The sequence below is a fragment of the Aurantiacibacter sp. MUD61 genome, from assembly GCF_027912455.1.
GTDB lineage: Bacteria > Pseudomonadota > Alphaproteobacteria > Sphingomonadales > Sphingomonadaceae > Alteraurantiacibacter.
In genome coordinates this window covers 1,325,706-1,339,216 of record NZ_CP115446.1, presented here as the reverse complement: position 1 = coordinate 1,339,216, position 13,511 = coordinate 1,325,706, and the positions used below count along the sequence as shown (strand labels likewise).

Genomic DNA, 13,511 nt, shown 5'->3' with positions numbered 1-13,511 from the left:
GTTTTGTCAGGCGCATGGTTGCTGCTGAAAACTGCTCATGGCGCGAAGAGGGAGGGGGTGAGGATGTCGCCCGGCGCTGTCTGCGTTTCCTCGCGGACGTTGGCATTGAGGTCGACCTGCTAGGCGAGAAAGAGGCGCAGCTGCTCGATGGGCTCGCCATTTACGAAGGTAGGCTACTGATTGATCCAGATACGCCTGTCTGGCCGAGTGATCTGCTGCATGAAGGCGGGCATATCGCAGTGGCCGATCCTGACAAGCGCACCAGCCTTGGCCCGATCGAGGCGGATCCGACCGACGAGATGATGGCCATTGCCTGGTCCTTCGCCGCCGCCCGCCAATGCTGCGTCACGCTTGAACAGTTGTTTCATGACGGTGGCTACCGTGATGACAGCGCCAGATTGCGCACCGCCTTTGCCACCGGCCACTATATCGGCGCGCCGATGCTCGGCTATTACGGGATGACAGCCGATCTTCGCACGGCGATGGCGCAGGGCATTGAATCTTTTCCGGGCATGTCGCGCTGGCTGCGCTAATGGATACTCCATGACCAAAGACCAGATTTTTGAATTCTTCCGCCGGCTGGCCGAGCACAATCCGGAGCCGGAGACCGAGCTGGAATATGGCAATTGCTACCAGCTTGTCGTCGCCGTGGCGCTATCGGCACAAGCAACCGATGTGGGTGTGAACAAGGCGACGCGTTCGCTTTTCGCGAAGGTCGAGACCCCGCAGCAAATGCTCGATCTGGGGATCGACGCGCTTACCGATCACATCAAGACCATCGGCCTGTTCAACTCCAAGGCAAAGAACGTGATCGCCCTGAGCCAGCTGCTGGTGGACGAATATGGCGGGGAAGTGCCCGACACGCGCGAAGACCTCGTCCGCCTGCCTGGCGTGGGCCGCAAGACGGCCAATGTCGTGCTCAATTGCTGGTTCAAGCAGGAGACCTTTGCCGTCGACACCCACATATTGCGCGTCGGCAACCGGACGGGTCTGGCGAAAGGCAAAACGCCGGAACAGGTCGAAGCCAAGCTTGAAAAACGCGTGCCCCAGCCCTTCCGCCTGCACGCCCACCACTGGCTGATTCTCCACGGCCGCTATGTGTGCAAGGCGCGCACACCCGAATGCTGGCGCTGCGATCTGGTCGATCTGTGCAGCTTCCGGAAGAAGGTTCTGGAGAAGCCTAAGGGGCGTTAGTTGATCCGGGTCATTTGCGGATTGCCCGCAACGAGGTGACGGATGAGCCATGTCCCGTCCGCTTGCCTAGCGAACAGCATCATATAGTCGCCGCGAACCTCGATTCGTTGTCCATCAACACTGCCCCGCTGAACGGCGATTCCGGTCTCGAAAGCATACTCGCCTTGTAACACGAACCGCCGGTCTAGTGCCTCGAATTCGTCGACATCCGAGACGCTGCGGGCAAACATAGCCTCTAGCTCGTTTCGGCCTCGATAGGTGAGGTTTGTCGAGTGGCGGCCGTCTGGCTCATATAATGATGCCAATCTAGCCGCATCATTTGCGTTGTGCGCAGCAAGCCACTGATCCATGATTTCCTGCGGTTCAGGAACACCCGCCACAGCCAGGTCTGACGGATTGTCGACAGGCATGTTCAGCGGCGCGCACCCGGCTAGCGCGACGAATATCACCGGTAGTAGAGCTGTCCTAAACATCGTCCGCGCTGATCATTTCCGCGCGATCGAGATCGCCGGTCATGCTCGCCACGGTCGTTGCCACGGCAGCATCGCCGGAGACGTTGGTGGTGGTTCGCATCATGTCCATGATCCGGTCCACGCCAGCGACCAGTGCGATGGTTTCCAGCGGCACGCCGACTGCGCCGAACACCAGCGCCATCATGATGAGACCTGCGCCCGGAATACCCGCTGCGCCGATTGCGCCCAGCGTCGCCAGGATCGAGATGAGGAAATACTGGCCCCAGCTCAAATCCACGCCGAACACCTGCGCGCCAAACAGCGTCGCGAGGCCCAGATACATGGCGGTGCCGTTCATATTGATCGTTGCGCCGAGCGAGATCACGAAGGCCGCGACCGAGTTCGACACGCCGAGGTTACGCTCCGCACAGCGCAGCGTGACCGGCAGCGTCGCGTTGGAGCTGGCGGTGGAATAGCTGACCGCAATCGCATCCACGATGCCGCGGAAGAAGTCGATCACCGGCAGCTTTGCGAGGAATTTGATCATCGCCGAATAGATGACGAGGATGATCAGCAGACAGCCCACGTAATTGAGCACGACCAGCTGCGCGAGCGCCGCCAGCGCATCGAGGCCGAGCGTTCCCGCGACCCACGCCATCAGTGCAAACACACCAAAGGGGGTGAGTTCCATCACCACCATCGTGACCTTCTGCATGATGATCGCGCCGGAATCGAACACCTTCTGGACCGGCTTGCCTTCTTCCTTCGCCATGAGGATGCCGATGCCGATTAGCAGCGAGAATACGATAAGCGGCAACACATTCACATCAGCCATCACCTGCACCGGGCTGGCGGGGACGATCTCAACGATCATGTCGGTGAAGGTCTTGGCGTTTTCCTGTGCGGCCTGCGCGCTTTCGAGGCGCGTCTGGTCGAGATCCATGCCGCTCGCATCGACGCCCGAACCGGGGGCGAGCACTGTACCGAGACCAAGGCCCAGCCACACGGCGATTTGGCCGGTGACAATGAACAAGAGGATCGCCCGCCCACCAACGGAGCCGAGCTTGCGAAGATCGCCGATGGCGGCGACACCTGCCACCAGGCTGAAGAAGATCAGCGGCACCACCAGCATGCGGATCGAAGCGATAAAGAAGTCGCCGATCCATTTGATGCTAGTCGCATCCTCGCCCCAGAAATAGCCGACGACGATCCCCAGGATCAGCGCCGCGATCACGCGCTGCCAAAGCGGAATTGCGAACCAGAATTTCATGTGATGCGTCCCTTCCCTAGCTCGCCTTGAGCGCCTCGCAGGCGATGGTCGTATAAATGCGGCTTAGCGCATGAAGATCGGCGATGGCCACTGCCTCGTCCGTCTTATGCATGGTCGCGTTGACCAGCCCGAATTCGATAACCGGCGCGATGTCCTTCAGGAAACGCGCATCGGAAGTGCCGCCGGTGGTGGAGCGTTCCGGATCGACGCCCGTTTCTGCTACTACCGCTTTTGCGATCATGTCGGAAAATTCACCCGGCGGAGTGAGAAATGGCTCTCCGCTGATGATCGGGCGTGCAGTGCCGCCGTGCTTCTCGGCAATCGCTGTCACCTTCTCGGAAAGCGACGCGCCCGTATGCTGGTCGTTGAAACGGATCGAAATGCGTGCGCTGGCCTTGCCGGGGATCACGTTATGCGCCTTGTTGGGCACGTTGATCTCGGTAATTTCGAGATTGCTCGGCTGGAACCAGTCGGTCCCCTCATCAAGCACCAGAGCATCCAGTTCGGCGAGGATCGCGACCAGCTTGGGCAGCGGATTATCGGCAAGGTGCGGATAGGCGACGTGGCCCTGCGTGCCATCGACTTCGATCCAGATATTGACCGAACCGCGTCGACCGATCTTCATCATGTCGCCGAGCCGGTTTACGCTGGTGGGTTCGCCGACAAGGATCAGGTCGGGTGTCTGGCCCGCTTCGCGCATATAGTCGATCAGCGCGCGTGTGCCGTGGAGCGCTGGTCCCTCCTCATCGCCTGTGATGATAAAACTGATTGTCCCTGCATCCTGCGGCACTTCGGCTGCCGCGGAGACCATGCAGGCAATCGCGCCTTTCATATCCACCGCACCGCGCCCATGGAGCAGCTCCCCGCGAATTTCGGGTTCAAAGGCATCGCTCGACCAGCCCTCGCCCGGCGGCACCACATCGAGATGACCGGCAAAGGCGAAATGCTTCGAATCCGCTGGTGCGCGACGGATAGCAAAGAGATTCTCTACCGCTTCCTCATCCGAACCTTCTGGTCCTTCTCCGCGGGTGAAGCGATGCACATCGAAGCCGATAGCCTGAAGCATTTCCTCCATCATGGCGAAGACGGGGCCACGCGCAGGCGTCACGCTTTCGCAGGCCATCAGGTGCTGGGCATTGGCCAGCGGATCCTTGCTCACGCGCCGTTCTCCCGCGCATCACCGATTTCGAATTGGGAAATGGTCCATTCCTCGGACAGCGCGGCATCGATCCATTGCTGCATCCAGTCATGTTCCCACACCGCCTGCATATAGGCCTGCGCAAAGCCCGGGACGGTGATGCCGTAGGTGACGAAGCGGCTGACGATGGGCGCGTAGAAGATATCCGCCGCGCTGAAAGTGCCGAACAGGAACGGCCCGCCTTTGCCGAAGCGCGCCCGCGCCTCTGCCCACAGGCCGAGGATGCGCACGATATCGGACTTCGTCTCATCGCTGAGCTCAACCGCGACTTTCGCGCGGATGTTCATCGGGCAATTGCGGCGCAGCGATTGATAGGAGGAATGCATTTCCGCCACCATCGCCCGCGCCATGCCGCGCGCTTCGTCGTCCTTGGGCCAGAAGCGATCGCGCCCGACCTTGTCGCCAAGATATTCCATGATGGCGAGGCTGTCCCAAACGACGACATCGCCATCCCACAGCACTGGCACCTTGCCGTTGGAGGGCTGGAATTCGCCTTGCTGCGACTTTGTCGCCTCCCATTCCTCCCCGGCGATGTGCACGATCAGTTCTTCAAAATTGAGGCCGCTTTGCTTGGCCGCCAGCCAGCCGCGCAGCGACCAGCTGGAATAGTTCTTATTGCCGATAATCAGCTTCATGCAGTGCTCTTTCCCCGTTTCAGCGAGGCCTAACGGTTAAGATTGGCGCTGTCGAGGCTGAACGAAAGCCCGCCCAAAACACGGTTTCAACCGGTTTGGCCGACGTGGTTATCGCACAAAATGTAAAATGCCTTCCCGGTTTGTTAACCATCCTCTGCCATGACAGCCACTGACCTTCGGGCAAGTCCCGTTCAAATGAGGGGTATGAGTGGTCGGCACAAAACCGACAGGAAGGGCGAAAGCCCGGCGTATTGAACGCCTTAAGCATGCTCTTTGGGCAGGGCTGATTGCGTGCCTGTGCGCTGTAATGGGACTGTTTAGCCCCGTCGATCAGACGATTTGGGTCGCGCAGCATCTATCGATTTCCGAGGAAGCTTCTGGAGAGGTTGCTTACATCTGGACGGAAAGCGACCTCACCGATCCCAATTTCCCAGAACGCCGCATACAATTGGCAGATTTGATCAATCGCCTCGACGAAGCCGGTGCGACAGAAATCTACGTAGATGGGGTGTTCTCCCAAGCAACTTCCAACGAAGCGGACTTAGCGCTGAACAATTCGCTTCGCAATTTCAGCGGCGAAGCATACCTTGCGCAGCGCGTTTTTGAATCGGTTTCTTTGCAACTCGAAACCAAGCAATCGGTCGCCCAAATCGCAGAGGGCGTTCCCGAAGTGGCCTCCGACAAATTCTTCAATTTTCTCGGGTTTGACTGGGAGGGTGAATTACTTGTCGATACACCGGAAGGCCCGCGTCCTTCAATCGCGATGAAGGCCGCCGGTGTTGAGCCACAGGAAACAAACCATTTCCCAATCAACTATTCCTTCGACTTGAGCACAATCCCTTCAATGAGCTTTAGAGAGGCTCGCCCAGCCGATGCCGACCTTTCGCGCTTCGCCGGGACGGTAGTCATCATTGAAGCTTCGCAGGTCGAAGGCTTCAGCATTCCGGGCGTGAGGGATATTCCATCCGTTCTGACCCATGTGTTTGCCGCAGAATCGCTGAAGGCAGGCGTTACAAGGTTCGTCCCTGGCATTTATGCCGCGGGCGTTCTTGCGCTATTGGTGTTGATAGCCGGCTTGGTAACAGAAAGAACGGTCCGGCGGGCCTTGTATGCATCGCTGCTTGTTACGCTCTTTGGTTTCATCGCGTTTGCTGCCGTGCTCGGCTGGCGGATGGGATTTGCCGATGCTCTCGCTTTCGCGGCAATTTTCGCGATTTTCCGACTGCGGACCGTCTGGAAAGAATCCTTCGCTCTGGTCGATCTCGAAACCAATCTGCCGAGCTTTGCGGCGCTGGAAACCGACAAAGACGTATCGGAGACCGTACCCGCTATCATTGTCGCCAAGATTCACCGGTTTGAGCAGGTGCGCCGATCACTGCCAAAAGACCTGCACGCCGAATATATGCTGCGCATTACCAACCGGCTGAAGGCGGCAACGCAGGATGCTACGATCTATCTTGGCCAGGGACACCTGATCGCATGGGTCATGCATGAGAAGGATCCGGCCCTGTTGCGTGAGCATTTGGAAGGCTTGCGCGCCCTTTTCTCTGCTCCATTGCTTGTGTCAGACCAGCAAGTCGATGTCGGAATTTCCTTCGGCGTCGATATTTCACCCAGCCCCAATGTCGCACGGCGACTGGCATCAGCGGTCGAAGTCGCCGAAAAAACCAATGAGACTTATGAGCCGATAGCGATCGCCGATACCGCATCGGACGATGATCTGATCTGGAATATCTCGCTACAAGCCCGCATCGATGCTGCGCTCTCAAACGGCGAAATCTATCTCGCCTTCCAACCCAAGGTGATGGTGCAGACCGGCGAAATTATCGGCGTCGAGGCACTCGTGCGCTGGAAAGACCCGGTAAAAGGCCACATCCCGCCAGACAATTTCATCCGCCAGTGCGAGACTGCAGGACGGATGACCCAGCTCACGCGCTTTGTCCTTGAGGAGGCCTGCAAGGCTGGCAATGCGTTTGAAGACAAAGGCCTCAACCTGCCGATTGCAGTCAACATTTCGGCCACGCTGGTGCACGAAAACCAAATCGTCACCATGGTATCCAACGTGTTGGACAAGACAGGTTTCGATCCGCGTCGCCTGACGCTGGAGATCACCGAAACCTATCGTATTTCGAATATCGATCGCGCGGCCGAGGTGCTGAACAGCTTGCACAAGCTCGGGCCAAAGATTTCGATGGACGACTTTGGTGTGGGTGCGGCCAGCCTCGAAGCGCTGCTGCGCTTGCCGTTTTCAGAGCTGAAAATCGACCGGCTTTTTGTCTCGCAAATGACCACCAGCGCCAAGGCCGAAGGCATCGTTCGCTCCATCCTTCAGATGGGCAAGGATTTGCGAATCATCGTTGTTGCTGAAGGGGTTGAAGACAGCGGAACGTTAACCCTTTTGCGTGATTCCGGGTGCCTCGTGGCGCAGGGATTTGGCATTTCCCGGCCCGTCGATTTCGATAAAATCATTAAATTTCAAAAGGATAACCCAAAAACGCTTCTGGAAAACATAGTTTAAACTTTACAAATACCTTTGGTTAATGCAGTTTCATCCTGTTCAAACAGGAGAAAACCCATGGGTAGAAGCATTTGGGATTGGCTCTTTGGTCGTGGCGGTCAGCGCGGCTAACCTCAGCCAAGAGATTTTATAGATACGAATAAGGGCGCCGCTGGCGCCCTTTTTTGTGTTCGCTTTAGAAGCAATCTCGCGAACAAATTCGGCCCTTAAAGCCGCACATCACGCAGCAGCGCAGCGCGCAGTTCATCGAGGCCCATGCCCTTTTCCGCACTAGTGACATGAATTTGCGGGAAAGCCGCCACGTGCTTGCGCGCTTCAGCTTCGGTCTTCGCGGTCACCGCTTCCAATGCGCTGGCCTTGATCTTGTCCGCCTTGGTCAGCACGACGCGATATCCGACCGCGGCCTCATCGAGCATTTTCATCATCTCGCGGTCTGAATCCTTCAAGCCATGGCGACTGTCCACCAGTACCATCGTCCGCTTCAGCGGCACCCGGCCGCGCAGGAAGGTTTTGACGAGGTTCTTCCATTTCGCGACGACTTTCACCGGTGCCTTGGCAAAGCCATAGCCCGGCATGTCGACGAGGCGGAACTGCGTTGGCTCTCCCACTTCGAAGAAATTGAGCTCCTGCGTGCGTCCCGGTGTTACCGATGCGCGCGCGATGGCCTTGCGCCCGGTCAGCGCATTGATGAGCGAGCTTTTGCCGACATTGGACCGGCCGCAAAAGGCGATCTCCGGATAATCCGGCTCAGGCAGGAATTTAAGCTGCGGTGCAGACAGCAGGAATTCAACACGGCCTGAAAACAGGCGCCGCGCTTCCTCTGCCAACTGCTCTTCTTCCTCGGTCATTGCGATGTCTCCGAACCGGCGAAGGGATTACCCCTCCGCCTGTTCCGCCTTTTTGCGCTCGGCCTCACGGGCCTTTTCTTCGCGTTCCTTCTCCATCTGCGCCTTTAGCTGCGGATTGCGCGAATAGAGATATTTCTGCTGGGCGAGCGTCAGGATGTTGTTGCTGATCCAGTAAAGCAGCAGGCCCGCTGCAAATGGCGCCATCACGAACATCAGCACCCACGGCATGATCATGAAGATCTGCTGCTGCATCGGGTCCATTGCCGCCGGGTTCAGCTTGAACTGCAGCCACATGGTGAAGCCCAGCAACACCGCCAGCACGCCGATCGCCAGGAAGCCCGGCGGGGTAAAATCGAGCAGGCCGAACATGTTCAGGATCGTTGCCGGATCGCGCGCCGAAAGGTCTTCGATATAGGTGAAAGGCTGATGGCGCATCTCGATCGCCAGCAGCAGCACCTTGTACAGTGCGAAAAAGATCGGGATCTGGATGAAAATCGGCAGGCAGCCCGCGAGCGGATTGACCTTCTCATCCTTGTAGAGCTTCGCCATCTGCTGCTGCAGCTCTGCCTTGTCGTCCTTGTAGCGTTCCTGCAGCGCTTTCATCTTCGGCTGTACCGCGCGCATCTGCGCCATGGAATGGAACTGCTTCTGCGCGATCGGGAAAAGGATCATGCGGATGATCAGCGTCAGGCAGATAATTGCTATGCCGAAATTGCCAACGAGGCCGAACAGGAAGATCAGCACCTGCCACATCGGCCAGGCGATCCAGCGGAACCAGCCCCAGTCGATAGCGAGGCCGAAGCGCTCAACACCCTGCGCCTCATACTCATCGAGCACTCCGCTTTCCTTGGCGCCCGCGAAAAGGCGTGTGGTGCGCGATACGGTTTCGCCGGCGGGCACGTTCACCGCATCATACAGAAGTTCGGAGCGATAAAGGTTGTTGCCGAGCGAGCGGACATAGCCGCTGGTCGCTTCGCCTTCCTGCGCGATAAGCGCCGAGAGCCAGTAGATATCGGTAAAGCCGACCCAGTCGGTATCGCCGCCGAAATTGATCGGCCCTTCCTCAAGGACTTCATCGTAGTCCCAATCGAAATCGACGCCCTCTCCGGTGGCCGCGATGGGACCGGAATGGACGTTCCAAGTGCTGGCGCTGGCGGTCTCACTTGTGCGCGTCACGGTGGCGAAGGGGCGCAAGGCGACAGAGGATTCACCCGCATTGCGCACGGCCTGCGTGACGGTAAGCATGTAGTGCTCGTCGATTTCATAGCGCAGCAGGAAAGTGAGGCCCGCACCATTGTCCCATGACAGGGTGACAGGCGTCTCCTGCGTCAGCTGATCGCCGTCGGCCACGCTCCAGACGGTCTCAGGCCCAGGCAATGAAACGCCATCTCCATCCCAGCGAAACGCGGCATAATGCTGCGCGCTGGTGCCGGCAGGCGAGAACATGCGCACATTGTCACTATCCGCATCCACCGTTTCACGGTGCGTCTTGAGATCGATGTCATCGACCCGCGCACCTACCGGATTGATCGATCCGTGAATCTCCGGCGCGTCGATAACGACGCGTTCCGTGCTGGCGAGCGCGGTGTCGAGATCGACTTCTTGTTCGGCGCTGACATCCTCGCCAGACCCGGCCACATCGACACTGCCATCGGCGCGGCCAATCTGCGTGTCTTCGCGCCCGGCCATATTGGCGGGCGTTTCTTCCGGCTCCGGATAATAGGTCCGCATGACGAAGTCCCAGCCAAAAAGCAGGACCGCGCTCAGCACTACGGCGAGAATGAGATTACGCTGATTGTCCAAGATGAATTATCCGTCGCGATTATCTGTGTCGGGGAGCGTGGCGGCGGCGCGCGCCGGTGGGACCGGATCGTGACCATGCCCTCCCCAGGGATGGCAGCGCATTATACGCTTGAGCGCCATCCATCCACCCCTGATTGCACCATGTTTTTCGAGAGCCTCGATCGCATAGGCGCTGCAACTGGGCTGGAAGCGGCAGGTGGGCGGCAGAATGCGGCTTGGCCCCACTTGCCAGAAGCGCGCGATGAGGATCAAAACGCGCTTCACCGGCGCGGCCTCCTGCTGCCCTTGCGTGGGCGGCGTGGCGGGTCCCCTTTGCCTTCGCGAGCGCGGGTGAGAGCGGCTTCCAGCTCCACGCCAAGCTGCGCAAAATCGCACTCCACCCCACCATCTCGGCCAATCAGCACGTGATCGTGATCGGGCAGACCATGCTCCGGCAGTGCGGCACGCAGCAATTCACGAAAGCGCCGCTTCATGCGATTGCGCACCACCGCATTGCCTATCTTCTTCGTGACGGTAATTCCGTAGCGCACACCCTCGCCGCCATTAGGTCGAGCAAGCAGCACGAAACCCGGCCGCGCAACGCGCAGCCCGCGATTCGCCGCGAGAAAATCCGCGCGTTTGGTGAGGACCGTCGGGGTCATGGTGTGTTATCTAGGTAGTGCAGCACGTTTGGGGGAGTCTTTTATTGCGAAGCCGCATCCGCGGCTTCGTCCTCAGTGCTATTCGCTCCGCGGGGACTTCGTTCCCGCTGCGCGGCACCTGCGGGTCGCGGCGTGCGCTCGGTCGGTCGCTTCGCGCCCGAACTAAACCCTATTCTATAAACGCAAAAACGGGCTCCGAGAGGAGCCCGCAAGGCCGAATTGGCCGCCCCCTTCGACTGCCTGCCTGCGGCAGTCGCTCAGGGTAAACGTCGCGGGCGCAGCTTGCCTGCGCGCCTAGCGAGGACCAACCCGCGGATGCGGGTTCGCAAAGAAAATTACGCGCAGAGGTTCTTGCGACCGCGACGACGGCGCGCGCGCAGGACCTTGCGGCCACCCGGGGTGGCCTTGCGGGCGAAGAAACCGTGGCGACGAGCGCGCACAAGGTTGCTCGGCTGGAAAGTGCGCTTCATGGCAAATACCTTCAAATATGAACAAAAAGGGCCGCCAAACGGGGGCGGCCGCAAACATTGGTGGCGCGCTTACTGGAGGACGGGGTCCAAGTCAAGATAGGCGAGCCGAGGAATTACCTCTTCCGCCTCGATGATTGGCATGTCCTGCGCACCATCTGCGGCTTGCTTAGCAGCTTCTGGCGATTCGCTCATCCAGTTTTGCATTTCCGCGCCGGTCAGCCACAGCGCATCCTCGAAGGGCACTGAATTGGTCATGGCGTAAAATGCCCGCGCAGACGCCTCATCCATGCCCATTTCGGAATAGTAATCGAGATAGCGGCGATGCTCGGGAGCACCAGCTGGATAATCTTCGGCACCCATCCCGTAATCGTCGAGCCATCCGTGGACGGCAAAGCTCGAACCGGCGGCGATTTCGCGGGAGACACCGGCAAGAAACAGTTCGACCGCGCCCGAGCGTACGGAGCCGCCCTCTGGCGCACGGGTCACAATGCCATGCTCGCGTATCATGCGCCCGACGCGCAGATTGGCGAGATCGTTATGCGTACCCGGAGCTTCGATAAATTCGAGCACCGCGATCTGCGGAAATGCCGACAACATGGCGGCAAATTGGGAAGGCGAGCGGCCGTCGGTGATATCGACCAGCGCGGCCGTGCGATCATCGATGACGCGGAAGGGTCCGAAGGCGGCCAGCGCATCGCGATCCGCCGCCTCGTGCTCGGGCGACACGTAACGGGAGGCACCGCGCACCTCGACCCATTCCTCGATAACCACCACGACCTCGCCCTGCTGCGCGGCTGCAGGCACAGCGCATAGCGGAGCGATAAGTGCTGCAAGGATGGACAAATGCCGGAACATGCCAGCCAAAGTGGCAGGCCGATGCTGCGCAATCCCAAAGAGACGGGGTTGCTATTAAATTAACGACACCTCCCCTCGACAGCGCGGCGTTCTCCGCTATCACCATAGAACAAGGGGGAAAAATACATTGGTTTCAATGGTCAGCACGGTTGCCTATCTGGGGCTCGAGGCGCGCAGCGTGGAAGTACAGTGCTCGCTCGCGCCGGGCATGCCGAAGTTCAATATCGTCGGGCTGGCCGACAAGGCAGTTGGTGAAAGCAAGGAGCGGGTGCGCGCCGCGCTCTCTGCCATGGGTCTCTCGCTGCCGCCCAAACGGATCACGGTAAACTTGTCACCTGCGGACCTCCCCAAGGAAGGCTCGCATTACGATCTGCCCATCGCGCTCGCGCTGCTAGCGGCCATGGGCGTGGTGGACGCAGAAGCGATGAGCGAGTGGCTCGCCGTAGGAGAGCTCGCGCTCGATGGCCGCATCGCAGCTTCGCCCGGCGTGTTGCTCGCAGCGCTCCATGCAAGCGAGCAGGAGTCGGGGCTGATCTGCCCCGCGGACCAAGGACCCGAGGCGCGCTGGGCGAGCGATATTCGCGTATGCGCCGCGCCCGATCTCACCAGCCTGCTCAATCATTTGCGCGGAACGGCCCAGCTCGCCGAACCGCAGCCGGGAGAAGTGGAGGAAGCCGCACCGGGGCCGGATCTGAAACAGGTTAAAGGGCAGGAAACCGCCAAGCGCGCTCTCGAGATCGCGGCTGCTGGCGGACATAATCTTTTGATGAATGGACCTCCGGGTGCGGGCAAATCGCTGCTCGCGTCATGCCTGCCCGGCATCCTGCCGCCGCTTTCCCCGACAGAGGCGCTGGAAGTGAGCATGGTCGCCTCGGTCGCGGGCACGCTGGAGGGCGGGCGCATCAGCCGGGAGCGGCCATTCCGCGCTCCGCATCATTCAGCAAGCATGGCTGCGTTGACCGGCGGCGGGCTGAAAGTGAAGCCGGGCGAAGTCAGCCTCGCGCATCTGGGTGTGCTGTTCCTCGACGAGCTTCCCGAATTCCAGCGTGCGGTGCTCGATTCGCTGCGCCAGCCCTTGGAGACGGGCAAGGTCGATGTGGCGCGCGCCAATGCGCATGTGTCTTTTCCGGCGCGGGTGCAGTTGATCGCGGCGATGAACCCCTGCCGCTGCGGCCATCTTGGCGATCCCGCGCTCGCCTGCTCACGCGCCCCGCGCTGCGCCGCCGATTACCAGAGCAAAGTCTCCGGCCCGATGCTCGACCGGATCGATATGCATGTCGAGGTAGATCCTGTCTCCGCTGCGGACCTTGCCCTGCCCCCGGCTGCAGAAGGCAGCGCCGAAGTGGCCAGCCGCGTGGCGGCAGCGCGCCGGGTGCAAACCGCGCGCGGCGTACGCAGCAACGCCGAATTGGAAGGCGACGCGCTGGAGCAATACGCCGGACCGGATGACGCAGGCCGCACTTTGCTGATGCAGGCCGCCGAAGCGATGCGCCTTTCCGCCCGCGGCTACACAAGAATGCTCCGCGTCGCCCGCACGATCGCCGATCTGGCCGGCGCCGAACGCGTGGGCCGCGTGCATATCGCTGAGGCGCTGAGTTATCGCAGACAGCCGCCGCGGGCTTAGCGG

The 13,511-nt window shown here is 60.0% G+C and carries 14 protein-coding genes; 4 read left to right on the top strand and 10 right to left on the bottom strand.

Annotated elements, in window-relative coordinates; translation table 11 throughout:
- Nucleotides 1–14 precede the first annotated feature (14 nt).
- Both O2N64_RS06450 and nth read left to right on the top strand, forming a co-directional pair.
- Complete coding sequence (locus tag O2N64_RS06450; RefSeq protein WP_271079454.1) at nucleotides 15–533, top strand: hypothetical protein; 519 nt, start codon at nucleotides 15–17, stop codon at nucleotides 531–533.
- Between the two features lie 10 nt (nucleotides 534–543).
- Entirely contained in the window at nucleotides 544–1,194 is a 651-nt protein-coding gene (gene nth, locus O2N64_RS06445) for an endonuclease III (protein WP_271079453.1), read from the top strand.
- On the opposite strand, the gene O2N64_RS06440 is transcribed toward nth, so the two are convergent.
- The 4 genes from O2N64_RS06440 to O2N64_RS06425 are packed head-to-tail and all read right to left on the bottom strand — an operon-like array spanning nucleotide 1,191 to nucleotide 4,749.
- Nucleotides 1,191–1,604 (bottom strand): YybH family protein, encoded by a 414-nt coding sequence (locus O2N64_RS06440; protein WP_271079452.1) that lies wholly within the window; start codon nucleotides 1,602–1,604, stop codon nucleotides 1,191–1,193. The two genes, nth and O2N64_RS06440, sit on opposite strands and share 4 nt — an antisense overlap.
- A gap of 55 nt (nucleotides 1,605–1,659) precedes the next feature.
- Nucleotides 1,660–2,916 (bottom strand): dicarboxylate/amino acid:cation symporter, encoded by a 1,257-nt coding sequence (locus O2N64_RS06435; protein WP_271079451.1) that lies wholly within the window; start codon nucleotides 2,914–2,916, stop codon nucleotides 1,660–1,662.
- A 16-nt stretch (nucleotides 2,917–2,932) separates the two neighbouring features.
- On the bottom strand, nucleotides 2,933–4,039 hold the full coding sequence (gene dapE / locus O2N64_RS06430; RefSeq protein WP_271079609.1) for a succinyl-diaminopimelate desuccinylase: 1,107 nt from the start codon (nucleotides 4,037–4,039) through the stop codon (nucleotides 2,933–2,935).
- Between the two features lie 32 nt (nucleotides 4,040–4,071).
- Entirely contained in the window at nucleotides 4,072–4,749 is a 678-nt protein-coding gene (locus O2N64_RS06425) for a glutathione S-transferase family protein (protein WP_271079450.1), read from the bottom strand.
- Between the two features lie 208 nt (nucleotides 4,750–4,957).
- Between O2N64_RS06425 and O2N64_RS06420 the strand changes: the two genes are divergently transcribed.
- Nucleotides 4,958–7,267: an EAL domain-containing protein gene (locus O2N64_RS06420; protein ID WP_271079449.1), complete on the top strand. Its 2,310-nt coding sequence runs from the start codon at nucleotides 4,958–4,960 to the stop codon at nucleotides 7,265–7,267.
- A gap of 206 nt (nucleotides 7,268–7,473) precedes the next feature.
- Here O2N64_RS06420 and yihA read toward each other — a convergent pair whose 3' ends face one another.
- From yihA to O2N64_RS06390, 6 genes are all read right to left on the bottom strand, one after another.
- Nucleotides 7,474–8,115: a ribosome biogenesis GTP-binding protein YihA/YsxC gene (yihA, locus tag O2N64_RS06415; RefSeq protein WP_271079448.1), complete on the bottom strand. Its 642-nt coding sequence runs from the start codon at nucleotides 8,113–8,115 to the stop codon at nucleotides 7,474–7,476.
- Nucleotides 8,116–8,142: 27 nt separating this feature from the next.
- On the bottom strand, nucleotides 8,143–9,918 hold the full coding sequence (gene yidC, locus O2N64_RS06410) for a membrane protein insertase YidC (protein WP_271079447.1): 1,776 nt from the start codon (nucleotides 9,916–9,918) through the stop codon (nucleotides 8,143–8,145).
- 6 nt (nucleotides 9,919–9,924) lie between these two features.
- Complete coding sequence (yidD, locus tag O2N64_RS06405) at nucleotides 9,925–10,182, bottom strand: membrane protein insertion efficiency factor YidD (protein ID WP_271079446.1); 258 nt, start codon at nucleotides 10,180–10,182, stop codon at nucleotides 9,925–9,927.
- Nucleotides 10,179–10,559 (bottom strand): ribonuclease P protein component, encoded by a 381-nt coding sequence (rnpA, locus tag O2N64_RS06400; RefSeq protein WP_271079445.1) that lies wholly within the window; start codon nucleotides 10,557–10,559, stop codon nucleotides 10,179–10,181. Before rnpA ends, yidD begins: the two co-directional genes overlap by 4 nt.
- A 335-nt stretch (nucleotides 10,560–10,894) precedes the next feature.
- On the bottom strand, nucleotides 10,895–11,029 hold the full coding sequence (rpmH, locus tag O2N64_RS06395) for a 50S ribosomal protein L34 (protein WP_160674864.1): 135 nt from the start codon (nucleotides 11,027–11,029) through the stop codon (nucleotides 10,895–10,897).
- A gap of 69 nt (nucleotides 11,030–11,098) precedes the next feature.
- Nucleotides 11,099–11,884 (bottom strand): alpha/beta hydrolase, encoded by a 786-nt coding sequence (locus tag O2N64_RS06390; RefSeq protein WP_271079444.1) that lies wholly within the window; start codon nucleotides 11,882–11,884, stop codon nucleotides 11,099–11,101.
- Between the two features lie 127 nt (nucleotides 11,885–12,011).
- Here O2N64_RS06390 and O2N64_RS06385 point away from each other — a divergent pair, with 127 nt between their 5' ends.
- Entirely contained in the window at nucleotides 12,012–13,508 is a 1,497-nt protein-coding gene (locus O2N64_RS06385; RefSeq protein ID WP_271079443.1) for a YifB family Mg chelatase-like AAA ATPase, read from the top strand.
- Nucleotides 13,509–13,511: the final 3 nt, after the last annotated feature.